This is a genomic window from Paraburkholderia edwinii, from assembly GCF_019428685.1.
In the GTDB taxonomy this organism is placed as follows: Bacteria; Pseudomonadota; Gammaproteobacteria; order Burkholderiales; family Burkholderiaceae; genus Paraburkholderia; species Paraburkholderia edwinii.
The window spans coordinates 3,847,077-3,871,818 of record NZ_CP080095.1 but is presented as its reverse complement, the minus strand read 5'-3'; the positions used below and the strand labels follow the sequence as shown (position 1 = coordinate 3,871,818).

At 59.6% G+C, this 24,742-nt stretch carries 19 protein-coding genes and 3 pseudogenes; 15 read left to right on the top strand and 7 right to left on the bottom strand.

Annotation, left to right across the window (positions count from 1 at the left end; all coding sequences use genetic code 11):
- Positions 1-139: 139 nt before the first annotated feature.
- From KZJ38_RS17115 to KZJ38_RS17105, 4 genes and pseudogenes are all read left to right on the top strand, one after another.
- Positions 140-1,553 (top strand): annotated as a pseudogene (locus KZJ38_RS17115) (IS1182 family transposase).
- Between the two features lie 492 nt (positions 1,554-2,045).
- Positions 2,046-4,883, top strand: a complete 2,838-nt coding sequence (locus tag KZJ38_RS17110) for an autotransporter family protein (protein WP_219797387.1) — start codon at positions 2,046-2,048, stop codon at positions 4,881-4,883.
- A gap of 262 nt (positions 4,884-5,145) precedes the next feature.
- Positions 5,146-5,271 (top strand): annotated as a pseudogene (locus KZJ38_RS36625) (integrase); the annotation flags it as partial.
- A gap of 73 nt (positions 5,272-5,344) precedes the next feature.
- Complete coding sequence (locus KZJ38_RS17105) at positions 5,345-6,886, top strand: IS3 family transposase (protein WP_219797386.1); 1,542 nt, start codon at positions 5,345-5,347, stop codon at positions 6,884-6,886.
- 28 nt (positions 6,887-6,914) lie between these two features.
- Here KZJ38_RS17105 and KZJ38_RS17100 read toward each other — a convergent pair.
- Positions 6,915-7,520 (bottom strand): annotated as a pseudogene (locus KZJ38_RS17100) (IS21 family transposase); the annotation flags it as partial.
- A gap of 387 nt (positions 7,521-7,907) precedes the next feature.
- On the opposite strand from KZJ38_RS17100, the gene KZJ38_RS17095 reads away from it, so the two are divergent.
- On the top strand, positions 7,908-8,081 hold the full coding sequence (locus KZJ38_RS17095) for an excisionase (protein WP_246641519.1): 174 nt from the start codon (positions 7,908-7,910) through the stop codon (positions 8,079-8,081).
- A gap of 197 nt (positions 8,082-8,278) precedes the next feature.
- On the top strand, positions 8,279-8,551 hold the full coding sequence (locus tag KZJ38_RS17090; protein WP_219797385.1) for a hypothetical protein: 273 nt from the start codon (positions 8,279-8,281) through the stop codon (positions 8,549-8,551).
- Between the two features lie 128 nt (positions 8,552-8,679).
- On the opposite strand, the gene KZJ38_RS37155 is transcribed toward KZJ38_RS17090, so the two are convergent.
- Positions 8,680-8,808, bottom strand: coding sequence for a hypothetical protein (locus KZJ38_RS37155; protein WP_425518256.1), 129 nt, complete (start codon positions 8,806-8,808; stop codon positions 8,680-8,682).
- 235 nt (positions 8,809-9,043) lie between these two features.
- On the opposite strand from KZJ38_RS37155, the gene KZJ38_RS17080 reads away from it, so the two are divergent.
- The gene (locus KZJ38_RS17080; RefSeq protein WP_219797384.1) at positions 9,044-9,427 is read left to right on the top strand and encodes a hypothetical protein; all 384 of its coding nucleotides are present in this window, start codon (positions 9,044-9,046) and stop codon (positions 9,425-9,427) included.
- A gap of 157 nt (positions 9,428-9,584) precedes the next feature.
- Here KZJ38_RS17080 and KZJ38_RS17075 read toward each other — a convergent pair whose 3' ends face one another.
- Positions 9,585-10,022 (bottom strand): response regulator, encoded by a 438-nt coding sequence (locus KZJ38_RS17075; protein ID WP_219797383.1) that lies wholly within the window; start codon positions 10,020-10,022, stop codon positions 9,585-9,587.
- An 870-nt stretch (positions 10,023-10,892) separates the two neighbouring features.
- On the opposite strand from KZJ38_RS17075, the gene KZJ38_RS17070 reads away from it, so the two are divergent.
- On the top strand, positions 10,893-11,159 hold the full coding sequence (locus KZJ38_RS17070; RefSeq protein ID WP_425518255.1) for a hypothetical protein: 267 nt from the start codon (positions 10,893-10,895) through the stop codon (positions 11,157-11,159).
- 873 nt (positions 11,160-12,032) lie between these two features.
- Here the strand turns inward: KZJ38_RS17070 and KZJ38_RS36620 are convergent.
- Positions 12,033-12,263 carry a hypothetical protein gene (locus KZJ38_RS36620; RefSeq protein ID WP_246641518.1) on the bottom strand — a complete coding sequence of 77 codons (231 nt, stop codon included), beginning with the start codon at positions 12,261-12,263 and terminating at the stop codon, positions 12,033-12,035.
- Positions 12,264-12,901: 638 nt separating this feature from the next.
- Positions 12,902-13,189 carry a hypothetical protein gene (locus KZJ38_RS17060; RefSeq protein WP_219797382.1) on the bottom strand — a complete coding sequence of 96 codons (288 nt, stop codon included), beginning with the start codon at positions 13,187-13,189 and terminating at the stop codon, positions 12,902-12,904.
- 267 nt (positions 13,190-13,456) lie between these two features.
- Between KZJ38_RS17060 and KZJ38_RS17055 the strand changes: the two genes are divergently transcribed.
- Entirely contained in the window at positions 13,457-13,663 is a 207-nt protein-coding gene (locus KZJ38_RS17055) for a hypothetical protein (RefSeq protein WP_219797381.1), read from the top strand.
- 814 nt (positions 13,664-14,477) lie between these two features.
- Here KZJ38_RS17055 and KZJ38_RS17050 read toward each other — a convergent pair.
- Positions 14,478-14,798 carry a hypothetical protein gene (locus KZJ38_RS17050; protein ID WP_219797380.1) on the bottom strand — a complete coding sequence of 107 codons (321 nt, stop codon included), beginning with the start codon at positions 14,796-14,798 and terminating at the stop codon, positions 14,478-14,480.
- Positions 14,799-16,129: 1,331 nt separating this feature from the next.
- On the opposite strand from KZJ38_RS17050, the gene KZJ38_RS17045 reads away from it, so the two are divergent.
- The 4 genes from KZJ38_RS17045 (at position 16,130) to KZJ38_RS17030 (ending at position 18,852) form a co-directional block, all read left to right on the top strand.
- Complete coding sequence (locus tag KZJ38_RS17045; protein ID WP_219797379.1) at positions 16,130-16,540, top strand: hypothetical protein; 411 nt, start codon at positions 16,130-16,132, stop codon at positions 16,538-16,540.
- Between the two features lie 23 nt (positions 16,541-16,563).
- Positions 16,564-17,328, top strand: coding sequence for a bestrophin-like domain (locus KZJ38_RS17040; RefSeq protein ID WP_219797378.1), 765 nt, complete (start codon positions 16,564-16,566; stop codon positions 17,326-17,328).
- Positions 17,329-17,481: 153 nt separating this feature from the next.
- Entirely contained in the window at positions 17,482-18,108 is a 627-nt protein-coding gene (locus KZJ38_RS17035) for a tyrosine-type recombinase/integrase (RefSeq protein WP_219797377.1), read from the top strand.
- A 327-nt stretch (positions 18,109-18,435) separates the two neighbouring features.
- Positions 18,436-18,852, top strand: coding sequence for a universal stress protein (locus KZJ38_RS17030; RefSeq protein ID WP_219797376.1), 417 nt, complete (start codon positions 18,436-18,438; stop codon positions 18,850-18,852).
- Between the two features lie 60 nt (positions 18,853-18,912).
- On the opposite strand, the gene nhaA is transcribed toward KZJ38_RS17030, so the two are convergent.
- Entirely contained in the window at positions 18,913-20,289 is a 1,377-nt protein-coding gene (gene nhaA / locus KZJ38_RS17025; RefSeq protein WP_219797375.1) for a Na+/H+ antiporter NhaA, read from the bottom strand.
- A 498-nt stretch (positions 20,290-20,787) separates the two neighbouring features.
- Here nhaA and kdpA point away from each other — a divergent pair, with 498 nt between their 5' ends.
- Positions 20,788-22,596: a potassium-transporting ATPase subunit KdpA gene (gene kdpA, locus KZJ38_RS17020; protein WP_219797374.1), complete on the top strand. Its 1,809-nt coding sequence runs from the start codon at positions 20,788-20,790 to the stop codon at positions 22,594-22,596.
- Between the two features lie 85 nt (positions 22,597-22,681).
- A complete protein-coding gene (gene kdpB / locus KZJ38_RS17015) occupies positions 22,682-24,739 on the top strand; it encodes a potassium-transporting ATPase subunit KdpB (RefSeq protein ID WP_219800407.1) in 2,058 nt (685 codons plus the stop codon).
- Positions 24,740-24,742 lie beyond the last annotated feature (3 nt).

Below are 24,742 nucleotides of genomic sequence, written 5' to 3'. Positions count from 1 at the left end.
GCGGAAAGCCGACGATCCCTTATGGGGCGGCTACGGCCGACGACATCAGGCAGTAGTCGGCCGATAGTGTTGAAAAACCCTGCAAATCTGGTGGTGAGCGCCTATCCTGGGATGTGAGCAATCAACGAGGGCGCCAGCCATGATGGGTCAACGAGGTGGTTCGCAGGAGAAGCTCTTCTACTCGTTCAACCTCGATGATCATGTGCCTTCAGATCATCTGCTGCGCCGTATCGATCCGTTTTTCGACCTCAGCGAATTGCGCCAACACCTGGCGCCGTATTACAGCAACACGGGCCGGCCGTCGATCGATCCCGAGTTGATGGTTCGCATGCTCATCGTCGGGTATTGCTTTGGTATTCGTTCTGAACGACGTTTGTGCGAAGAGATCCATCTCAATCTGGCCTATCGCTGGTTTTGCCGCCTCGGCCTTGAAGACCCGATTCCGGATCACTCGACTTTCTCCAAGAATCGACACGGTCGCTTTCGTGACAGTGAAGTGTTGCGCCACGTATTCGAGACAGTCCTGCGGCGCTGCATGGCGGAGGGACTTGTGCAAGGCGAAGGCTTTGCCATTGATGCAAGCGTCATCAGAGCCGACGCGAATCGAAGCCGTGCAGTACCGGGAAGTCAGACTGTCGACTGGAGCAAAGGTGATGGCCCGAGTCGCGCTGTACGTGAGTACCTGGCCGCGTTGGACGAGGCCAATCAATCCTGCGGTAATGCTTTGACCGGGGTCGAAGCAGTACCTCCGCCAAAGAGCATTTCACTGACCGATCCCTGCAGCGCGCTGGACTGCAGCACCTGGCGGTCCAGCCTTCTTTGCTTATTCGACCAACTATCTGATTGACCTGCACGCCGGGATCATTATGGATGTGGAGGCCACACCGGCGAATCGGGCGGAAGAAGTGGAATCGACAAAGACCATGGTGGACCGGGTTGAACAGCGTCTGGCGATAAAGCCTCGCCGTCTGGTAGGCGACACGGCCTATGGCACGGCACCGATGCTTGCGTGGATGGTCGGGCAGAAGAAGATCGCGCCTCACGTTCCGGTTTGGGAGAAGACCCGGCGCGATGGCACGTTCGAGAGAGACAAGTTCCACTGGGACGAACAACGCAACGAGTATCGATGCCCCGCTGGACACGCAATGCGCAGCGATTGGCGAGCATACGCAAACCCGCGAACCCACATTACAAAGGCCGACACCATCATCTATAGATCGAGCCAGCGCAATTGCACCGGCTGCTCGATGAAGGAACAGTGTTGCCCTAACATGCCGTTCCGCAAGATTGCCCGCAGCATTCATGAAGATGCGCGAGATGTGGCGCGAAAGATATCGACAACGCCAGAGTACAGACGCTCGCGTCGAGAGCGGAAGAAGGTCGAGATGCTGTTCGCACATCTCAAGCGAATTCTGAAGCTCGATCGACTTCGATTGCGGGGCCTAAGTGGTGCGCGGGACGAATTCCTGCTGGCAGCAACAGCCCAGAACCTGCGACGAATGGCCAGGCGGTTGGCACCGCTCGAAACAGAAAGAGCTGCGATGATTGTCTAGCTTGAAGCGAGGGGCGAAAGCCCCTCGATGTCTGAATGCTCCGAAACACGATCATGCCTCTCCGCGCGCTGACGGGCACTACGATCGCCATCCGAGCAGGGTTTTTCAACACTATCGGCCAATTTCCGACGTTCGTCAATCCGCCGGTGACGACCGCTTTATGACGCTAACGGGTCATCGCGCGTCGATCGTTGTTTCCCCGCCGCAATTCACATTTGCTAACAATCCAGATGCGTAGTTCTGGTACCGTCCGCGCGGTACCGGACACGTCAGAAAATAAGAATGAATGATCGAGCAAATCGGCTGGTAAGCAGGAGCCTTCCCAACTTGTTGGTGGCCGATGGAGCGGCGTCGACAACCAGCGGCACACGAAGGAAACACGGGGCGGGCGCTGCCGGGCGTGCGAGGCGAGCCGTACTCCTCACTGCTTTCAGCGTCGTGTTGGCGTTTGTCGGCACGCGTTCAAAATCGGCGTGGGCGCTGGATATCACGGTGAACAACCAGACGGATCTGGCCAACGCGATTGCCGCGATCAACTCATCCACCGACGCCAGTTCGACCATCCGGTTCGGCAGCGGCTTCCAGGTCACCGGTAACCTGACGACGCCCAACAAGCCCATCACGCTTGATACGCAGGGCTTCACTTTAACGACCTCCGGCGACGTATGGTCGGGGCCGGTAACCATTGTCGGAACAGTGGTCAGTTCAGGGACGAACAACGTTGGCGGAGCCAGCTTTCAGCTGACTAGCCCGTCAGGCAGCACGCCGTTCGTCAACAATGGGTCTCTGACCGGTGGCGGCGCTGGCGCAGGCCAAACGGGAGGGATCGGCATCTTGCTGAACGGGACCCGGGTGACACTAACGAACAACGGCACGATCAGCGGGGGAAGCTCTTTAACTACCGGAGCTCCTGGACCCGGTGTAGAGGTAGAAAATGGCGCAGCGCTAACCAATAGCGGCACGATCCTCGGTGGGAACACCAACGGAGGCGTTGGTGCGGTCGGCATCGGCGTGACGTGGGGGCCGGGCGGCGGGACATTGATCAATCACGGCACGATCCGCGGCGGCTCTGATCTGACAGGCGCGAACGTGGGCGGCGCAGGGATCTTCCTCCGGGCAGGTGCGTCGCCGGTCGTCAACACGGGCACGATCGTGGGCGGCAACGGCGCCGCCGCAGTCAGCGGGAATGCGGCCATCAGCCTCATCAACAGCGGGACCCTCCAGGCGGGCGCCGGCCAGGCCAACGCGATCCAGTTCACGGGTGGGACGGGTGCACTCTCGCTCGAACTACAGGCAGGTTCGACGATCGTCGGCAACGTCATTGCCAACACTGCGTCAAGCGCCAACACATTGACGCTCGGTGGCACCGCAAATGATGTCTTCGATGTTTCTTCGATCGGCTCTGCCGCCCAGTATCGGAACTTCAACGTCTTCCAGAAAACCGGCACGAGCACCTGGGCGCTGACGGGCACCGGCACCGCCGCAACCCCATGGTTCATCCAGCAGGGCACGCTGCAGATCGGCAATGGCGGCACGAGCGGCAGCGTTCTCGGCGCCATCACCGATAACGCCACGCTCGCCTTCAATCGTAGCGATGCATTCACGTTCGGCAATCTGGTAAGCGGCACAGGTTCGGTGAATCAGGTGGGCACAGGCATCACTGTTCTCACCGCTGCGAACACGTATTCGGGCGGCACGAACGTGCTGGCCGGCACGCTCGCTGTCGGCGATGCAGCGCATGCCAATGCAACCATCGGCTCGGGCCTGACGACGGTCGCTGCGGGCGCGACGCTGGGTGGCTATGGCACCGTGTCGGGTTCGGTGAACAACAGCGGCACGATTGCGGCAGCGAATGCGCTGTCGCCGTTTGCATCGGGCAACACTGGCGCTTTCAGTATCGGCGGCAATCTGAATAACGCTGGTATCGTGAATCTCGCAGCCGCGTCGGGCCGCATCGGCAACGTGCTGAACGTCGCCGGCAACTACACCGGCACGAACGGCCAGGTCGTGCTCAACACGCTGCTCAACGAAGGCGGCCCGGCATCGCAAAGCGACAGGCTCGTGGTCGGTGGTAACGTAAGCGGCACGACGACCATCAAGCTCAATCAGTCGGGTGCGGGCGCGCAGACCGTTGGCGATGGTATCCAGCTCGTGCAGGTGAACGGCACTTCGGCCGCGAACAGTTTCCATCTGGCAGGTCCGGTCCAGGCCGGCGCCTTCCAGTACATGCTATTCCAGGGCGGTGCGACGGACGTGAACGACTGGTACCTGCGCTCGCAACTCGCGGCCCAGACAGCGCCTGGCGACACGTCCGACCCGACGGCTCCGCCACCGGCCAGTGCAGCGGCGACGGGACCCATTGCCTATCGCCCGGCGGTGGTCGGCTATTCCGTCACGCCGCTGCTCAACGCGGACTACGGCTTTAGCCTCCTCGGCCGCCTGCACGAGCGCGTCGGCGATATTCCGAACGCGGATTCCACGCAACCGGCGCACAACAACGGCGTGTGGGGCCGCATTGGCGGACAGAATCTCAGCGCCGACGCGAACGACCGGTTCTCGGCCGACGAACACACGTTCTTCGCGCAGTTCGGCAAGGACTGGACGCTGTCGCACGACGCGAGCGGCGGCAGCACGCATGCGGGTGCGACGCTGGCATTCGGCTCCACGTCCGCGAACTTCAGCGACAGCGCGCGAAACATACCCGGCACATCCGATTCAACGGGCACCGTTGAAACGCAGGGGCAATCGATCGGCGGTTACTGGACCAGGTATCTGCCCGACGGCAGCTACTTCGACGGCGTCGGACAACTGACGCATTACCAGAACCGCTACGGCGACATCTTCGGCGACAGCAGCAGCCAGAACGGCTTTGGCGCGGGTGTGTCAGGCGAAATCGGCAAGCCGTTCGCACTCGGCTCGACCGGCGTGGCGATCGAGCCGCAAGCTCAACTGCTCTACCAATACCTGCATCTGAACAGCTTCGATGACGGCGTCTCGCCGATCAGCTCGAATACGACGAACGGCTTGCGTGGACGTCTGGGATTCAGGTTGTTCAAGGCAAACCTGGGCAACGACTCGAAGACATCGAGCGTCACGCCGTATTTCACGGCCGACGTACTGCATGACTTCTTCTCGCCGGGACAGACTACCGTTGGCGGCACGTCATTCGGCAATGAACTCGAGAAGACCTGGTATGACATCGGCATTGGGATCACGGGCAGCATCGGCAAGCACTCCGAGGCGTACGCGAATGTGAAATACGAACACAGCTGGGGCGGGGAATATCGCCGCAATGTGTTTGGACAGGCGGGCTACCGGTTCAGCTGGTAACGCCTGTCGTCCCTGCGAAAGGGCCGTCGCAACCGCTCCGGGCCGCGAGACGGTGAACGATGTGGTGAAGCAGCTTATGAACATCACCGGCGTCTCGTGCGTAGCACTGGTCGTGATCGATCCCACCGGCGATGGTAGCCATTCCGTCGCGGGGGGGCGCTGGAGGCGCAGCTACCTATGCCCGATGTGCTGGAGAAAGGTCGAGGAGCGACCGCTGCGCAGCGCGCAGAATCGATCTCCCTTCATTGAAGAGGAGGTCGACATGGAAACGCGTAATTCTTCCTCCAGCACTCGCCGGGTACCTTGGAACAAAGGAAGGCTGACTGGCCAGAAGCCCCCGTTGAAGCTGCGCGAAATCTGGGCGATCCGGACGAGGCTTCAGATGTCATCGATGTTGTTTTGCACGGAATCCGGACCCAGGGGGGGTGCGGACAAAATCCTGGACTACCTGGAGGTAGTCCATGTACTCGTACGAAGACCGCATTCGAGCAGTTCAGCTTTATTTGAAGTTGGGCAAGCGCATCAGGGCGACCATCAGACAGCTGGGTTACCCGACAAAGAATTCTCTGAAGGCCTGGCATCGCGAATACGAGCAGTGTCATGGTTTGCGAACCGGCTATATTCGCGCTGCGCCAAGGTATTCGGCTGAACAGAAACAGACTGCCGTCGATCACTTCCTGAGCCATGACCGATGTGCTGCTGCGACCTTGAAGGCTTTAGGCTATCCGTGTCGCGGAACGTTTGCCAAATGGATCGAAGAATTGTGTCCCGAGATCGGAAAGCGTATGGTGGGCAGAGTAGCCGGCAGCGTTCCGAAATCGCGCGAGGCCAGGCAGGCAGCGGTCATTGATCTGTGCACCAGGGATGAAAGCGCAAGCGTGGTTGCCCAGAGAGCAGGCGTGAGCAGGCCTCTGCTGTACAACTGGAAGAACCAGCTCCTCGGTCGGGAGGCTCCAGCATCCATGAGACGCCAGAAGAAGCCAGCTCCGAACCTTGAGATTGCGGAACTGGAGCAGCAGGTCGAGTCGCTTCGACGCGACATCCGGAAGCTGGAGCTTGAGCGCGACATCCTCAAGAAAGCGAACGAACTGGTAAAAAAAGGGATGGGCATCGACCCGCAGCTCCTGAGCAACCGGGAGAAGACGATGCTGGTTGATGCCCTGAAGCAAACCTATCCGTTGCCAGATCTGTTATCCGTCCTGAGGCTAGCCCGCAGTTCCTACTTCTATCACCGTGCACGTCTGCTTGTCGCTGACAGGCATGCTGGCGCGCGTCGCGTCATTGCAGACATTTTCGAATGCAATTACCGCTGCTACGGCTATCGTCGAATCCGGGCAGCCTTGAGCAGGCAGCAGGTATTTATCTCAGAGAAGGTCGTGCGACGTTTGATGCGACAGGAAGGCTTGGCCGCTGCCACAACGAAACGACGTCGCTACGGCTCCTATCGTGGAGAAATCAGCCCCGCTCCGGAGAATCTCATCAATCGCGATTTCCGTGCAGTCGCCCCGAATCAGAAATGGCTCACCGACATCACCGAATTCCAGATCCCTGCCGGCAAGGTGTATCTGTCGCCGGTAATAGACTGCTTCGACGGGCTCGTTGTGAGCTGGGCAATCGGCACACGGCCAGATGCTGAACTCGTCAATGCCATGCTGGATTCGGCCATCGAGGCGGTGGCTGATAGCGGTGATCGGCCGGTGGTCCACTCCGATCGCGGTGCGCACTATCGTTGGCCGGGATGGCTATCCCGTATGCGCGATGCCAGGCTTGTTCGCTCGATGTCACGCAAAGGATGTTCACCTGATAACGCGGCCTGCGAAGGCTTCTTCGGACGGCTCAAAACGGAACTGTTCTATTCTCGCGACTGGCGGGCTACGACCGTTGATCACTTCATTGAAGTCCTCGACTCGTACATCCGCTGGTACAACGCAACCCGGATCAAGGTCTCGCTCGGCTCTCTCAGCCCACTTGAATACCGGGAAACTCTTGGAATCTTGGCATAACCAGTCCAAGATTTTAGCCGCACCCCCCGTCGCACAGGCTGCCGATCCAGTCCGCCATCGTCTCCGTGCGCGTCGCGCACGCGAATGTGTAGTTCGATGCGCCGAGCACGGCAACGAACACGTGCGCCTCGAACTCGACGCCGCCATTGCGCGCGAGGATCGGCACGGTGGCGCCCGCGAAGTCGGCGAACAGCTTCTCGCCGGCGCGGTGCTGCTGGCGCATTGAGCGCTTGATCGACTTCGCCCAGTCCTTGTACTTCTGGCAGAACTGCGTGTAGCGGTAGGTCCGCTGGCCGGGGTTCGCTTCAGCGTATTCTTCCCACAGCAGTTGCAGCGTCACGCCCTTGCGTCGCAGTTCGCGATGCAATGCCGCGTAGTCGGGCTCGATGCGTCGCAACGCTGTCGCCGTGGCATCGGCTGCCGCAGGCCTCAGGCGCGCGTTCAGTTCATCGTCGGACAGCGCTTCGGCTGCGGCCCAGTCGAGTCCCGCCTGGTTGGCCTGCGCTGCGAACTTCGACACGGCCCCGACGCTGATGCCGATGGCCCGGCTGATCTGACGATGCGTCAGGCCACACGCCCACTTCAGTCGCAGGACTTCCTTCAATTTGCGCATGCTCATCCGAGGTGTCGGCATCAGCGCCTCTCCCGCAAAAAAGGGAGCAGGCTAACGCCGCCGGTGAATACATGCGCAACGCCACCGCCAGACTCAAACCCGGATTACGTTCCGGTTACGTGATCACCCGTTTCGGTCCCGTGATCGCTCATTCCGGCATCGTGATCACGCGTTTCGGAAACCTGTGATCGACGATCACGATCAACCGGAACCGCTGATCACGATCATTCGGAATCCGTGATCACGATCCGGCGGAAAGCGTGATCACGTTCGCCGGAATCCGCAGCCTGAGGTCGATGCGGCCGCATTGCAAAGCTATCTGGTGAAGCGCGCAGCGGCTAGTTTCTTCGCGAACATCAGCTAACTCTCGGACCAAGGCAAATTTCATACGAAGATCCGTCTTGATGAATGGCTGAAGCGCGAGTTCGATCCACCGCCGGCAATTCGCACGGCACGCCTGTGGATCAATCAAGGGAAATCTATCCGCCGCCGGTCAAAGTGGGCCGGCCCTACTACGTCGAAGAGGGTGCGACGTTTGCGGACCGCAGTATCCGACCTCCGCTTGCACAGCGGATTATGTAGTCGCGCAAGCGCCTCACGTCTGGCGATAGCTAACCTTGCCGCGCCGCCCTTGGCGTCCTATCGTACAGTTGTTCGCCGACCATGCGAGCGCAACAGTTGTCCATAGGTTCGGCCTCGCCTCGCGGCGGGGCTTTTTTTCGATCAGATCGCAAAAACACTGCTATCGTTGAGGTCCTCGAATTACGCGGAGGCCCTCCATGCGCCGCGACAAAAAACTGGCGATAGAGATTCTGCGGACGCTGGTGCACGACAAAAGCGGGACGATGAGTATCAATACGCTGACCGCCAAGCTTGAAGAAAAATGCTCTGATTCCGAGGTCTACTACCACGTCCAGTTATTACAGCCCGTGGGCCTCGTCGAAATCCAGGCGAACGGTTACGTACGCGTGACATCGGCCGGGCAGGACCGTGCGGAGAACAATGACAAGCAGGATCCGATGGGCACGTGGGCCGATCCCGGCCCTAGCTGATACGCGCGCACAGTATTTGGCCCCACATCGTTGCCGGGAACCTTTGTGCGCAAGCGTCAGTGCCGCCGCTTGTAGTGGCCCTCGCGCCACAGCGTTGCGCCGACCGACGTCAGCAACGCAATTTCCTCTTAGTCCAACCGATCCCATGCGCCAGCTAGCCATCCGGCGAACCCCGCGCGTGCATGATCGAGGTCGACTGTGGCGCGCCCTTCGAGGTTGAGTTGTTCGAACATGGCGATCACATCACCTGGCGCCATGGTGCGCTCCGAATTTGCGTCCTGACGACTGCGGCCAAAAAACAGCCCCGCGTACGCGAAGGCAGGCGGAGCCTATGGAGTTACTCGCCACGGGGAACGAGAGCGAGCACAATCACTGTACGCGCACACATCTTCGCGTACAAGAAGCTTTGCGAGGCGCAGCCGTCTGGAAAATATCCACGCGATGTTGCATTGCAGCGTATGCTCTCTGCACCCTCGCCACGGTAACCGCCAAATGAATCCTGCAAGACGCCCCGAGCATCTCGACGACGAGGCCCGCGCTGAACTGCTGACCTACCTGGTGGCCGGACAGCTCGTCGCCAGGGCGCGTACAGGCGTATGGCTCGAAACCACCCATCTCGTCGAATCAGCGCAAATTTGGCTCGCGAGTAACGGCGCCAATTGCAGCTGGTTTGAGCGGGCACATCTGGCTCGCGTGTCTGCGGAACTCGCGCCCAGCTTTCTGAACGCACCAGCGCTGAGCGACGCAGCGACACTCGCGCAACTGTTCACTGACGGCGGACGTCTCGACTACCGATCGCCGATCGTGGGAGAAATGTTCAGTGTGTGCCAGCAGCTGCTGCGCCGTTCCATCTGGAAACGCCTTGCCGACAAGTGACAGTCGGTTGCCGCGAAGTGCAAAAGGTCGGACCGGACGCCGGAACAGAAAACGGCTCGGCGCCATCGGCGGGAATCCGGTTCAGGTCAGGCGCGTGAAGTGATCGATCTAGCTGGCCTCGTCTCGCTGCCGTTTTTTTGAGTAACCGGCTTCCGCTTTATGGCCAGCACTTTGGATTGACAGCCGGGCGCCTCGATGACAGCGTTTTCATGCCGTCCACAAGCTTCGTGGACACCGGTATACGACCGGTCAGCAGTGACGCGATCAGCCGGATCAGCTGCAGCGGGTTCACCGGTTTACGAAGGAAGGCGTTCCAGCGAATGTCACGCGAAGCGACAACCTCCATGGCCGAAACTACAACGACAGGTATTTGCGAGAGGATTGGGTGCAGCGCAAGCCGTGCGCACATCCCACGTCCGTCCAGGACGGGCATGTCCCAGTCAGTAACGATCAGATCAGGGTACTCCCGGGAAGCGATACCGTAGCCGATCTCGCCGTTTTCAGCGCTGAGAAGACGATGACCGGCCGCGCCCATCACAAGTTGAAGTGGTCGTATGTTGTCTTCGGCGTCGCCCACAAGCAGAATTAATGACATCTGGGGATCCCGGTTATTTCGGGTAACCCCGCATTCCTCGTTCCTGCTTACAAGCGACAAACGAGTTTCGGCGCCTGACGACCCGCATCAATCAATACGACCTCTGCCGATGTCCGAAAAACCTTGCGTTGCAGCAAAGACCTTCCGTCGGCCGCATGCAAACGGGTCGCCCGAATGTCCGAAAGTGCTCGGTAGTACTTCCAATCGCTCCAGTATCTCCAGTGCGAGCGTGGCGTCCGCGCCCCATAGCATCGAGACGTTGCAGCGACGCTCGCTGCCGGAGAACGCTGCGGTAGCAGGAGTTCACTGACCCCCGCGTTCCTTGCTCCGTGCCGCTTCCACTCATTGCACTCCCAGTTTATCCGGTCAACGGGGCGCGCCCTGCTACCGCATATCGAATAAGGCGAGCGCAGGCGAAATTGAAATGTCGAATCGCGACAGTTACGGCGCCGTCCTGGCTACACTCCACTACCTGACCTTCAATCTTCTTCTGACTGACGATGGCGTCCCACTTTCGTTTTGTGCTACAACCTGCGGAAGTCCTGTCAGATAGCCCTGAAGAAGCTGATCGATTCCTCGTGGCTGCGCTATGGAGCAGCGCGCCCGGCACCGTGCCGGTCGATCATGTTCGACATTGGGCGGAGGTGTTGCGCGGGCGCGGAGACGACTTTGCATCGCATGCGGCGGCGTGCCAGTACTGGTTGTACGAACATCCGGCCGGATACCTACGCGTGCCGTCGAATCTTCGTAACGAACACAGGGCACCCGGATCAAAAACGGCCCCGCGGGAAGACGAGGCTGGACCTATGGAAAATGGCGCTCGTCGCGACTCGAGTAGCGGTACGATATAGCCCGAAGCGCGGTCAACAAATGGACAATCTGTACGCAACGACAGAAGCTGGTCTAGTAGACCGAGGTGAACAATGGGGAGCCACCGTGACGCCAACTGACGTGACCGCCGTTTTCGAACAACTCAACCTGGAAGGACGTGCAACGGTTGACCTCGATCACGCGTGCGCCGGGCTAGCGGCATGGCTGGCCGGCGCATGGGACCGGCTGGGCGAAGAGGAAATTGCGCTGCTGACCTCGGTCGGCGCAACGCTCTGGCGAGAGGGGCACTACAAGCGGCGGTACTGATGAAAAGGCGTCGCTTCGCAAAAGGCAACGACACGGCGGGCGCTTACCCCGCGACACGGCAAAACGGCAGTTCTGCTTTCCTGCGGTGTCGAGCCCCGGACGTTGTGCGCTTTGCATTGACCTGATGCATCTGCTCTACCTGCTGTCGTCAATGGCGTCGGCGCGCTTGAGGTTGGATGTCTTGTCTTGACGTCTCCTCACCGCGTCGTTTCACCGCGAATCTCTGTTGCAACGCTGTCGTTGCCGTCGCTGGCCCGCGTCGGAAATCGATGTGCGTGCGACGATAGGACGTACGACATCTTCGCTTTCGCTGATGCCCGCGGCGAAGGAACGCTTGCGCCATTAAACGCAGACTGCTTATATCCAATCTTACCGGTGTACGGGTTGACGGTTTGCTTGCGTTGAATAACTGCTGTTTGGAATCGAGTCGGGAGCGGTGCGGTCGTGCGGCTGGACGTAGGTGCCATTGCTGCGGGTGTAACCGTTCATCGTTTCGTCGTTGCCATTACATCAAGATCGGGTTTCCGTACGGGGAATTCAAGTGCGAGCCGCCGTGAAGTGTTTGCGAAAATGCTGAGGCGGTCCCGAGGTAAATCAGTGCAAGCATTGTCTTTTTCATGTGATATCGATTGGATGATTGGATGCGGCGTCGACGATAGAGATGCAACATGTAAGTCAAATAAAACTTTCAACGCGTCACTCCTTTCTGTTGGTCGATTAGAGGACGTCCACTGTTTGCGCAGGGCGGATCGAAGGTGCAATGCAGGCGGCATTAAAAAGCCCCGCCCGCGAGACGAGGCTCAAAATGAGTAATCCTTTAGCACCAGGAGTCAGCGCCGCTGGACAGGACTTGAAGTGGGCAGTAAGACTAAACTAGCGCATCACCGTGCGTTGAAATCCGTGTGAAGCGTGAGGATTGAAGCTTCTGTCGGTCATTCCGTCGATCTCCTGGCCAAGCATGGTGGAGTCTACTTCTACCGGGTCTCCCTTGCGCCGCCCGCCAACTGCATTGATGGCTTCCTCCGTTGCCCAGCGTCTCGACGTCTGCCATTCGTCGCAGTTGACGTCATATTTCTCGAAGCGATATACCTTCACCGTGTTCATCGTCATCCTCCGTTCCTGTCGGTTTACACTCGTTGTCATGCGTCGCAATGGATGACGTGTCCGACGTCTATTCCGTTGTGATCGGCTTCGCCGCGGCGGATTGAGTTCCTCTGGTTGCCGACCAGCGATCCAAATCCAGAACATGCATCCGTTATCTCGCTCGTGCGACGAGGTATGGGCTGACCGGCCGCCCCGTTTTTGAGCGCGGTGCAATAAGCCTTGGGAATGTATATCTTCACAAGCCTGTTCAGATGCTCTCAGTGACGCACATGCCTGACGCGTCTTCTGTATGGTAACGGCAATAACTGATCTTACCTGTTCGCCTGAAGGCGGTGAAAGTCGGTCGAGATCGAGTAACCTCACCGGTCACGTCGCGGAACGCGAGACGCCAATTTGGAGCCCGCTGTGATTATCCATCGATACGCAAATAAGGCCATTGTAGATGGTGTCATATATGCCGGTTGACGGACGTGCCGGCGTCCGCTTTCGGTAGCGCGGATCAGCGCACGAGTTCCCGCCCCCGCCAGCACGGAATGAGAAGTGGATTCTGTGCCGGAACGTTGTCCGTGTCCCGGTACGATTAAGGAGACCAGCACGCCGCTCAGTAGCTCAGCCGCCACCCGCTCGAGCAGCGCTTTTCACATGCCGACGACTGAAGCTCCGACCACCTTGCCGTCGATGATGTCTTTTCCCCGCTGCCGGGCGGCGCGTCTTGCCATACCGAGATCGGAGAACGTGTGCAGCTCGTTGATGCGGAAAACGCGGCTTTCGGAGGAGCTGGTTATCGCGGCTGGACGAGAGATCCGTACTGCAATGTCGTAGCCTTCAGCATAACGCGAATGCCCGTCAAAGCGATTGAATGTGCGCAGAAATACGAGAGGATGAAGTTCGTACCCCTTATAGAGAAGCAGTGCGCGTGTCGTCATCTTGGTCAGTCCGCGAGGAGAGGAGGCCCACTATACTCTGGAACAGGAAACGCAGGGCGGTGCACAATCGGTCGAATTGAATTGACCGACGGTGCACGCGAGCGTATGGTAGTCCTCGAAGTCCAGAAAGTGGATCACAGCTCTCAGCATTTCAGTTGATCTGACACCGGCCGCCAGCCTCCTACCTTCTCCAATGACTCGCGGGTCTCTTCGGCGCCCCTGCGATGAGCCCAGCATGCCGCAGGCGCGTCGTGAGCCATAAGTCGAATGTCGGCCGTGCAAACGCTTGCCGATCCGGATCGCAAATCCACGCTGGCAGGCGCGAACCCGCTTCAGCACCGTCGTTTTACCCATGCTCTGAATTCCTCGCCGTCGAATGCCGGCCGGTCTTTAGTCCTCGTCGAGGTGTGGCTCGCGTTCGGTGAAGGGGCCGTTTCGCAGACGTATGCGATCTCCCGTTCGGCCCGCACTTGAACGTTCGGGGTGTCAGCGTTCTGAAGAGTTGCGTCAAACGTGTCCGGACTAGCTCGAATCAATTCGATAGCGAATCTGAAGGTGCGACACGCGATCGCTCGGTTTCGTGCGGGCCTATGCCCGTCATCGGGTAGTAACATGAACAACCGCTGCCACTGCTGCCGGCCCGGTTGCCGCTCGTGCCGAGACGGCGTCGTAAATATAGTTGACGCGCGACGTGCCGAGCCATGGCGACGACGCCTCGAACGCCTGCTCCGACATTCATCTGGTGTCTGCGGAAACGGTCTGTTGCGATTGGATGCAGGCCTCCGAGCTGCTGCATTCGCGACAGACATCCCGATGTATCTTTTCACGCAGGATACTGAAAAGTGAGATGGAGATGGAGCTGACTGCGACAGAGGCAACCAGAAGGATCCGCAGGGCGCTGGTTCTTGCGATGCGCCTGGGTAGCATAGACGCATCGCAACACAAGGCATATGTTATCGACCAGATGGTCCGCGCGCTTACCGGATGCTACGAAGTGCATACTATTTCATTTGATGCACGCGGTAGACCATACGAGTGCGACGCCATTCAGGATACGGAAGATTACAGACAGTTCGTCGCTGCCGCTCGACATGGCGATGACGGGCCGGATTCCCGCGAGTGGGATATTGGCGTTGCGCCGTAAGCGGTGCCGGCAGAAATCCGAATCCGGATAGGCGGGTCGGCCACCTCGGTTGACGTCGACGAGACCGAAAAATGTGAGCCGCCGAGAGTTCTGCGCAACCCGTTAATCTCTGGCCGCGGAGGCCCGGATACATACCGGTGCGGCTCAAGCGGGCGTCAAGCGAGATTCCATGCGAGGATAGTCCCCGTTAAAGTACCGGCCCACCTCAGCGATCACTGCTCCATACGCCGCGCTTTCGTCCGCAAACGAACCTTCCAGCTGGATAGGACGCTCGCCGTCCGGGATAAACCGGGCAAGCACACCTGACTCATCGTTACGCATCTGAACGCCGCACTTGCGGTCGTCGAGCGACCTGCCGATCATCGGCATTCGATACCACGTGCTTTTAGGCATTTTCATTTCGATAAATATCCCTCGATGTTCCATCCACGCACGCCTGATGAAAACAAAGACGGTGTAGGTCATCGTCGGGGGGCTACTGCGGCATGGACAACTGCTGCGCGAAGTCCGGCGAACTATGCCCGGAAAGACTGGCTACGGACCCGATCCGAAACCGGACACGAGCAAACTGCCGGCCGATGGCACGTCCCACTATACACGCGAACGCACACCACTTCGTTATTTATCACGGGATTCCGTTGCATGGTCCGTAACGGGGCAGCGCTCACAGATAAACTCATGACGCGCGACTCGATCGAGTTCCGCGCCATGTCAACTGTACATCTGGTCTCGACAGTCCCGACAACCGATGGTCCATTCAACTGGTACCGGAAGTGCACGGCCGCAACACCGTACTCGCGGGAAGCGGGCATCAGACGCCGCACAAACTTACGAGTGCACCTGCGCGTCTGATCCTGTCGGACTTCAGGATGCTGGAAATGAGCATTGCCGAGTTGCGCCGCCGGCTGCGGTGCCGGCCGGCATTCCCTGATTTTTCCATCGTCCTGTTATCGGCGGAGCGGAAGCCGACTGTACACGCTCGGTGCTGGTCCACGTCTTTTCGCAAACCAGCGGAGCTCTCGGTGCTTGTGCAGAGCATCGACACGTTGATTTCCGACCGGCCTTCGCGATGCGTCACAGCCGCAGCCACTCGAATACGGGGCGACCGGGCGATGGACACCGACAAAGCCATCGCTGATGGCCATAACCGTTGTGAAGCAGTCGGTACGGCACGGTAACGTAGACGAGGCTCGACTGAACGGTTCGACGCATTCTTGATGTAGCGCGCCGAGCGACAGCAGTCCACGACTGTCGCAGACAGGCGTTCAGATGATGCAGACTTTCAGCCTGTCAGTGAGACTTGATGGCGCGTTGAGATCGTGATGCGAAGCCAGCCTCCGCGCAGATCGGAAACTTGCCGGCTGAACTTTGAGAGTGGCGAGTTGTATCTAGACGATCGTCGACTCAATTCAGCAATTAGCGTAGAAAGTAGACGACCGTTGTCGTCTCAAAACCGGACTTACACCGTGCGTATCGCGAATGTCTCAGTTGGGTCGCCAAGCGTCTCTCGCCCTCCATCAGCAAAGCCCTAGGAACACGGATTGGCGCCGCGATGCGGTCCTGCGCTCTTGCGTTTTTCGGTAATCCAGTTAGTTCCGTCCTTTCGAGTCTAGCCAACTGCGCGCCAGCCCAATAAAATCAGTTTCCCGACAAGAGTGCAGGGGAGCGGAATTAGCTAGACTACGCGTCCTCAGAATTCAAGGACTTGTCAACGAGTTCGGTCACGCGTGTCGGATTTCTCGAACCGGTTAAGACAGGCTAGCCGGATTTGCGACGCGATCGTTGGAGTTGTCGGAATGAGAAGAGCGGCTTGCGGTGCGCCGGTTCCGGTGACCGCATCGGTGCTGATCGCATCGCTCGTGCCCGGCAAGTCGGTGCTCGTGTCGGACATGCTTCCGTTCATCAACCGCTTTCCGGAAAGACCGCTGATCTGGAATGTCGGCTGGAAGACACTGATTTATGCGATCGTCGCGCTCGTCGTGCATTACCTCGAGCGGCTCTACGAGTACTGGAAAGAGGCGCCTGGCATTTCGGCCGCAAATCACCAGCTGTTAGCCGCTATGAACTGGCCGCGGTTCTGGGCCGTCCAGATTCTCCTCGTCACCCTGATTTTTGTGTACTGCGTCATCGCGGAGCTGGCCCGGGTAATTGGCCACCATAAACTCAAGACGATGTTCTTCGGACCGCTTCCGCCGCGGTCGAAATGAACCCGCTGCAACTGGAGGCTTGCATGGCTGCGTTCGTCGCTCATCCGGCTGTCGTGTTTATGGTGCTTCTCGTACTGTTCATGGGGGCGGTAGCATTCGGCGCCTATGCACTACGACGCGTTGCCGTGCTGCCGGAGGACGACCGCGAGGATTTCAACATTGTCCGGACGGCCACGCTAACATTGCTCGCGCTGCTGATCGGCTTCTGCCTCTCAATGGCGGTAGGTCGCTACGACCAGCGCAAGAACCTTGAAGAAGGCGAAGCTAACGCGATAGGAACGGAGTACGCACGAGCCGATCTGGCCGATGCACTTGTCGGTGCGAAGATTAAAGCCGGGTTGATCCGCTACACTGAACTGAGACTGGCCGGTTTCCGCACGCGAGACAGGCAAGAACTCGAACGCATTCGCCGCGATACGGCGGCGCTCCAGTCCGAGCTATGGCGACTCGCAACGCAGGTAGCGCAGGAGAAGCCCACACCGATCGGCGCGCTTGTTGTTGCAGGAATGAATGACGTGCTCAACTCGCAGGATTATTCCGAGGCCGCGCGGATCAATCACATCCCGCCTGGCGCGTGGTTTCTCATGATCCTCATCGCCCTTTTTGGCTGCGTCCTGCAGGGTTACTGTACAAGGGGCGAGCTGCGCAGAGGTTTGCTCATTGCGGTCCTGCCTGTGACGGTCGCGTTATCGCTGGCACTCATCGCGGATATTGATAGCCCACGCGCCGGGATCATTCGTGTCCAGCCTCAGGATCTGACCAGACTGCTTCAGTCGTTGACGAAATGAGGTGAGACAGAAAGAGCATCGGAGCTTCAATGTCTTGTTGACCACCGAGAGCCGCCGTTCGCTCGCAGCGACCCGATGTCCCAGAAGGGTCGGGCATCGCCCATTGGCGCGGGGCGCAGACTGATTCTCCCTTCCTTTGAAAGGAGAGTCATCATGGAAGCGACGATGAGCAACCGCGTGCCCCGGGTGCCGTGGAACAAGGACAAGCTAACCGGGCAGAAGCCACCGCTGAAGCTCAGGGAAATCTGGGCGATTCGAATCCGCATGCAACTGGGGGCGAAAACGCGTGATCTTGCGATGTTCAATCTCGCGATCGACAGCAAGCTACGTGCTTGCGACCTGACTAGGTTACGGGTGAGCGACGTCTGCCTTGGCTCACGCGTGGCGCCTCGAGCGACAGTCATGCAGCAGAAGACCCAGCGCCCGGTGCAGTTCGAGATTACGGAGCAGACGCGGGATAGCGTGGAAACCTGGATCAGGACAGCGGGGCTGACGCCTTCGGACTTCCTTTTTCCCGGGAGGATCCATGACTCACCGCATCTTTCGACGCGTCAGTACGCCCGCCTCGTGCACGGATGGGTGCGGTCGATCGGACTCGACGACACCGCGTATGGAACGCACACAATGCGCCGTACCAAAGCATCGCTGATCTACCGCCGGACGAAAAATCTTCGGGCCGTACAAATGCTGCTCGGCCATACCAAGCTCGAAAGCACAGTTCGATATCTCGGCATCGAAGTTGACGACGCGCTCGAAATGGCTGAACAGACAGAGGTGTGAGCGGCCAACGGCCGGACCGTGCTTGGACGCTGTCCGGCCATGAGGCGTCGTTCGTCCGATCGAGGAATATGGCGAATATTCGGTGTGTCTCGGTCGTTCGCGTCATTTGAACAATACTGCGCAACGCTGTTTGCCTATCGCGGCAACGCTGGCAGTAAGGCGCCCGATCGCATCTGCACATTTTGAGCAAAGTGACGGGGCCGCAACCCACGTCGCGTGTCTTCCGTATTGACACAATTTTTACACGGTCGATCAGGAGCTTTCCGTTTTCTTGATGCGCCACGTACTGTAATGAGGTGTATCGAATCCTCCTGCGCGAAACCGAAGATGTTAAAGCTGCTTATTCCCGTTGTTTGCCGGACTGGCTCGCTTGAAGCCGCGCGTCACGCAGCCTTTCTCTTTGGTGAGAAATGCGTATCGCAGGTCGAACTGCTTGAGGTGCTGGAAGAAACCGGCGAGGGCCGCGCGGCCGCGTTTCAATCGCGTGCCGCATTAAGACGCCATGAGAAGTTGCTGATGCGCGACGCACTGACACGAACCTGCGCCGTTCTTGAGGATGCCGGCGTGCCCTACACGTGGAAGCGCGTGTTCGGCCCGCCGGGAAAAACCATCGCTTCCTATGCGAAATCTCACGGCGCCGATGTCATGGTGCTTGATGCGAATGGTCTGGGTTTTTTCCGGAAGTGGGGTTTGTTCGCCCGGCTGTCGCGTCTGAGTGGGGTCCCGATCACGATGATTCGTTGAAGGACGGGACAACCCGGGTGCCCTATTTGATTCGTTGAAGGACGGGACAACGCGGGTGCCCTATTGGACGGCCGGGTTACGATCCCCGATTTTCAAGCGTGAGCAGATCATGCCCCACCCAAGCCCTAGTGCTCCTGCGACAAACGATCCGGCAAGCACGCCGAGCTTGGCAACGTTCAACGCACCTTCGTCATTGAACGCCAGCGTGGCAATGAAGATCGACATGGTGAAGCCGATTCCCGCGAGAAGCGCGATCAGCCCGAGTCCGCTCCATGACACCCCTGGTGGCAGGCGGCACAGTTTGAGCCTGACCAGCAACCACGTGACAAGAAATACACCTACCGGCTTGCCGACGACAAGGGCAGTCGATATTCCAGCCGCGATCCAGAGAGTTTCAGGCCGTGATAGATCCACGCTACCCAGTGTCACCCCGGCGTTGGCCAATGCGAACAGCGGCATGATGCCGTATGCGACCCAGGGGTGCAGTGCCCACTGGACGCGAACAACCGGGGGTAACAGTTCACGTTGCGCCAGGCGCAGGGTTTGCAAAGGTTTGGCCAACCGGTTGATGTCGACGGTAGCTGCCATGGTTGGCCCCGTCACGTCGCTCGTCGCACGCGAAATTTCCACCAGCGCGCGTTCACGTCTGTGCGTCGGGACAACCGGCGTCAGCAACCCGAGTGCGACGCCAGCGAGGGTAGGATGCGCGCCGCTGACAAGCAGGCCCACCCAGATAATGGCGCCCGGAACGATGTAGGCTGGGGCAGTGCCAATTCCCGCGCGCTGCATGGCCAATACCAGTCCAATGCCGGCAAGTGCAACGGCGAGTCCAGCGAAGTCGAATCCAGACGAGTAAAAAAAAGCGATGACGAGCACTGCGATGATGTCGTCGACAATCGCAAGCGTTAGCAGGAAGACACGCACACTACCGGGAATCGAGCGTCCAAGCAGTGCCAGTACCCCAACAGCAAAAGCAATATCCGTGGCGGTCGGGATGGCCCAGCCATGAATGGCATCAGGCGTGCGGTTCATTGTGGCGTAAATGAGCGCCGGTACTGCTACGCCGCCTATTGCCGCTGCCAGCGGCAGCACCGCCTGTCTCAGGTCGCTCAACGCCCCTTCGTGCATTTCCCGACGTATCTCCATGCCAACCACCAGGAAAAAGATGGTCATGAGCGCGTCGTTGATCCAGAAGTGAAGCGGCTTTGCGAACACCAGATCACCGGCGCCAAACACAAGCGGCCATTCCCACAGCCTGTGGTAGCTATCGGAAAGCGGTGAATTTGCCCAGAGTAGTGCGGCCGCAGCAGCGATCAGCAATACGATGCCACTGGCCGCTTCAACTCGCAGGAAGTTTTCCAGCGCGGTGAAGGCCTTGTGCGCGATGCGCTGTGGAACTGACGGGGAGGATGTGGATGAGTTTGATTGCGTGGGCATAGGTACTCCTGCGTGGTGGCCCGACCAGCGCAATTTACCTGTCATGCCGCGACATGCAGCTGACACCCATGCACGCATCTTACATGACATTGCTCCGGCCTGCGACCGTGGTGACAGTGCTGGGCATTGTTGTTGGACGTTTCGCCCCAAACCGTGCTCGCCACAGATAACCCCACAGTTGCGGGATTGCCATTTTCACGTTTACACCGTTTTTACCCAAACCCCCTCCGGCTATGCGCCGCGTTTACGCCATTTTTCTTACTCTCCTAGCCGCGTTTGATCCGTTACTGGAGATTCCAAGCATGGACGTTATCTATATCGCCGGCATTGTCGCGTTCTGTTCGCTGTGCCTGGCACTGGCCACCGGCTGCGAAAAACTGAATCGCCGCACGTCAGGAGGTCGGGCATGAACGCCTGGATGTTGTGGCTCGCCGGGGGCTCTACCGGATTGCTTCTCGTGTACCTGGCGTACGCGCTCTTTCGTGCTGAGGTGCTCGAATGAATGCCAGCAACCTGTTTCAGATGGTCCTGTTTATCGTCGTGCTGATCGCGATCGCGATTCCGCTCGGTCGTTACATGACAGGAGTACTCGACGGCTCTTCGGTCGTCGTGCGCCGGATCGGTCGCCCGCTAGAGCATCTGCTTTATCGCGTGGCGGGGGTTGATCCGGAATCGGAAATGTCATGGAAGCACTACGTGGTCGCCGTGCTGCTGTTCAATGCGCTCGGCGCACTCGCTGTGTACGTGATCCTGCGCGTGCAGCAATGGCTCCCCGCCAATCCGCAGGCCTTTGGGCCGATGACACCGGATGCAGCGTTCAATACGGCGGTGAGCTTTGTGACCAACACGAACTGGCAGGACTACTCGGGCGAATCGACTGTCAGCTATCTCTCCCAGATGCTTGCGTTCACCGTGCAGAACTTCATGTCTGCAGCGACCGGGATTGCCGTCGTTGTCGCCTTGATCCGCGGCTTTGCCCGTCACTCGGTGAAGACGATTGGCAATTTCTGGGTCGACATGACTCGCACGACACTCTATATCCTGCTGCCTATCTCGTTCCTGCTTGCAATCTTCTTCGTCAGCCAGGGAGCGATCCAGAATTTCAAGGCATACCAGGACGTCTCGACGGTCCAGGTCACGACGTACCAGACTCCGAAAACGGATGCACAGGGCAATGCCGTGAAGGACGCCAAGGGTAACCCGGTGATGCAGGACGTCAAAGCCGACCGGCAGACGATCGCGATGGGACCGGTCGCGTCGCAGGAAGCAATCAAGATGCTTGGTACCAACGGTGGCGGATTCTTCAACGCGAATTCGGCGCACCCGTTTGAGAACCCGACACCGCTTTCGAACTTCGTCCAGCTTGTCACGATGCTATCGATCGGCGCGGCGCTTTGCATGGTCTTCGGTCGCATGGTAGGCGACCGGCGGCAGGGATACGCAGTGCTTGCCGCGATGACAATCGCGTTCGCTGTAGCCTGCTGGAGTGAGATTTCGGCAGAGCAGGCGGGCAACCCGATGTTTGCATCGCTAAATGTCGACCAGAGTGCGTCCGCTATGCAGGCAGGGGGCAATCAGGAAGGCAAGGAAGTTCGCTTTGGCATTGCCGATTCGGGCATCTTCACTGTGGCGACGACCGCTGCGTCATGTGGTGCTGTGAACAACATGCACGATTCGCTTACCCCGTTGGGAGGTCTGGTACCCATCCTGATGATGCAACTCGGCGAGGTCGTCTTCGGAGGCGTTGGTTCTGGCCTGTACGGCATGCTGGTCTTTGCGCTGCTTGCGGTGTTTATCGCCGGCCTCATGATCGGTCGTACGCCCGAATACATTGGCAAGAAGATTGAAGCCTACGACATGAAGATGGCATCCATTGCGATCCTCGTGATGCCGATGATCGTGCTGGTAGGTACGTCGATCGGTGTGATCTCACCACTCGGCACTGCAGGCATCGCCAACCCCGGCACCCATGGATTCTCGGAAATCCTTTATGCCTTTACGTCGGCCGGCAACAACAATGGCAGCGCTTTCGCGGGCCTCTCCGTCAATACTCCGTTCTATAACGTGCTGCTTGCGATCGCCATGTGGTTCGGCCGTTTTGTGCCGATCGTCGCTGTGCTTGCCATTGCTGGCTCGCTTGCCGCAAAAAAGCGGCTCGCGGTTACCGAAGGCACGCTGCCCACGCACGGCCCGTTGTTCGTCGTGATGCTGCTCGGCTCGGTCATGCTGATTGGTGCGCTGACTTTCGTGCCGGCGCTCGCCCTGGGTCCGATTGCCGAGCATCTGCAGATGCTCGCGGGTCACTGAACTCGAGGTATTTATGAATAATGCGAACAAGACGCCGGTCCAGAATAACGACTGGTCCGGGTCGGTCGGTAACAGGGCACACTCGATGTTCGACCCTGCACTCGTCAAGCCGGCGATCGTGGACTCCTTCAGGAAACTGACGCCGCGCACGCAGTTCCGCAACCCGGTGATGTTCTGCGTGTACGTCGGCAGCATCCTGACCACGATCCTGTGGTTGGCAGCGCTCTTCGGACAGGCCGAGGCGCCGGCGGGCTTCATTCTCGCCGTGACGCTGTGGCTGTGGTTCACGGTGCTCTTCGCCAACTTCGCGGAGGCGCTTGCCGAAGGCCGTTCAAAGGCCCAGGCCGCGTCGCTGCGCAGTGCGAAGAAAGACGTGATGGCCAAGAAGCTCAACGAGCCGCATCCGAAGGCGCCGATCCGCATCATGACGGCTACCGATCTGCGCAAGGGCGATGTCGTGCTCGTCGAAACGGGCGACACGATTCCGGCCGACGGCGAAGTGATCGAAGGCGTCGCATCGGTCGACGAATCGGCGATTACCGGTGAATCCGCGCCGGTGATCCGCGAGTCGGGCGGCGACTTTTCGTCGGTGACCGGCGGTACGCGCGTGCTGTCGGACTGGATCGTCGTGCGCGTGACGGTGAACCCGGGCGAAGCGTTCCTCGACCGCATGATCGCGATGGTGGAAGGCGCGAAGCGTCAGAAAACGCCGAACGAAATCGCGCTGACCATTCTGCTCGTCGCGTTGTCGATCGTGCTGCTGCTGGCCACCGCCACGCTGCTGCCGTTCTCGATGTTTGCGGTCGAGGCGGTCAAGGCGGGTCACGTGGTGACGATCACCGCGCTCGTCGCGCTGCTCGTCTGCCTGATTCCGACCACGATCGGCGGTTTGCTGTCCGCGATCGGCGTGGCCGGCATGAGCCGCATGATGCAGGCGAACGTGATCGCGACGTCGGGCCGCGCGGTTGAAGCGGCCGGCGACGTCGACGTGCTGCTGCTCGACAAGACCGGCACGATCACGCTCGGTAATCGCCAGGCTTCGGCCTTCGTGCCGGCGCCGGGCGTCACCGAGGAAGCACTCGCGGACGCCGCGCAACTCGCGTCGCTGTCCGACGAAACGCCGGAAGGCCGTAGCGTCGTCGTGCTCGCGAAGCAGCGCTTCAACATTCGCCAGCGCGATATGGCCGCGCTCCACCCGGTCTTTATCGGCTTCAGTGCGCAGACCCGCATGAGCGGCGTCGACCTCGCGGACCGCGAGATCCGCAAGGGCGCGTCGGATGCCGTGAAGGCCTACGTCGAAGCGCGCGGCGGCCGTTACCCGGCTGAAGTGAACAACGTCGTGACCGAAGTCGCGCGGCGCGGCAGCACGCCGCTCGTGGTCGCCGAGAAGGGCGAGCATGGCGCGCGCGTGCTCGGCGTGATCGAGCTGAAGGACGTCGTGAAGGGTGGCATCAAGGAGCGCTTTGCCGAACTGCGCAAGATGGGCATCAAGACCGTGATGGTGACCGGCGACAACCGGCTGACCGCCGCGGCGATCGCAGCCGAAGCAGGCGTCGACGACTTCCTCGCGGAAGCGACGCCGGAAGCGAAGCTCGCGACGATCCGCGCGCACCAGTCCGAAGGCCGCATGGTCGCGATGACCGGCGACGGCACCAACGACGCACCGGCGCTCGCGCAGGCCGACGTCGCGGTGGCGATGAACACCGGTACGCAGGCCGCGAAGGAAGCGGGCAACATGGTCGACCTCGACTCGAATCCGACGAAGCTGATCGAGATTGTCGAGATCGGCAAGCAGATGCTGATGACGCGCGGTTCGCTGACCACGTTCTCGATCGCCAACGACGTCGCGAAGTACTTCGCGATCATTCCCGCGGCGTTCGCCTCGACCTATCCGCAACTGCGCGTGCTCGACGTGATGCATCTGACCACGCCGGCCTCGGCGATCCTGTCGGCGGTGATCTTCAACGCGATCATCATCGTGATGCTGATTCCGCTGGCATTGAAGGGCGTCAAGTATCGCGCGATCGGTGCGGCTTCGCTGTTGCGCCGCAACCTGCTGGTGTACGGCCTCGGCGGCATCATCCTGCCGTTCCCGTGCATCAAGCTGATTGACATGGTGATTGCCGCATGCGGCTGGGCATGAGTT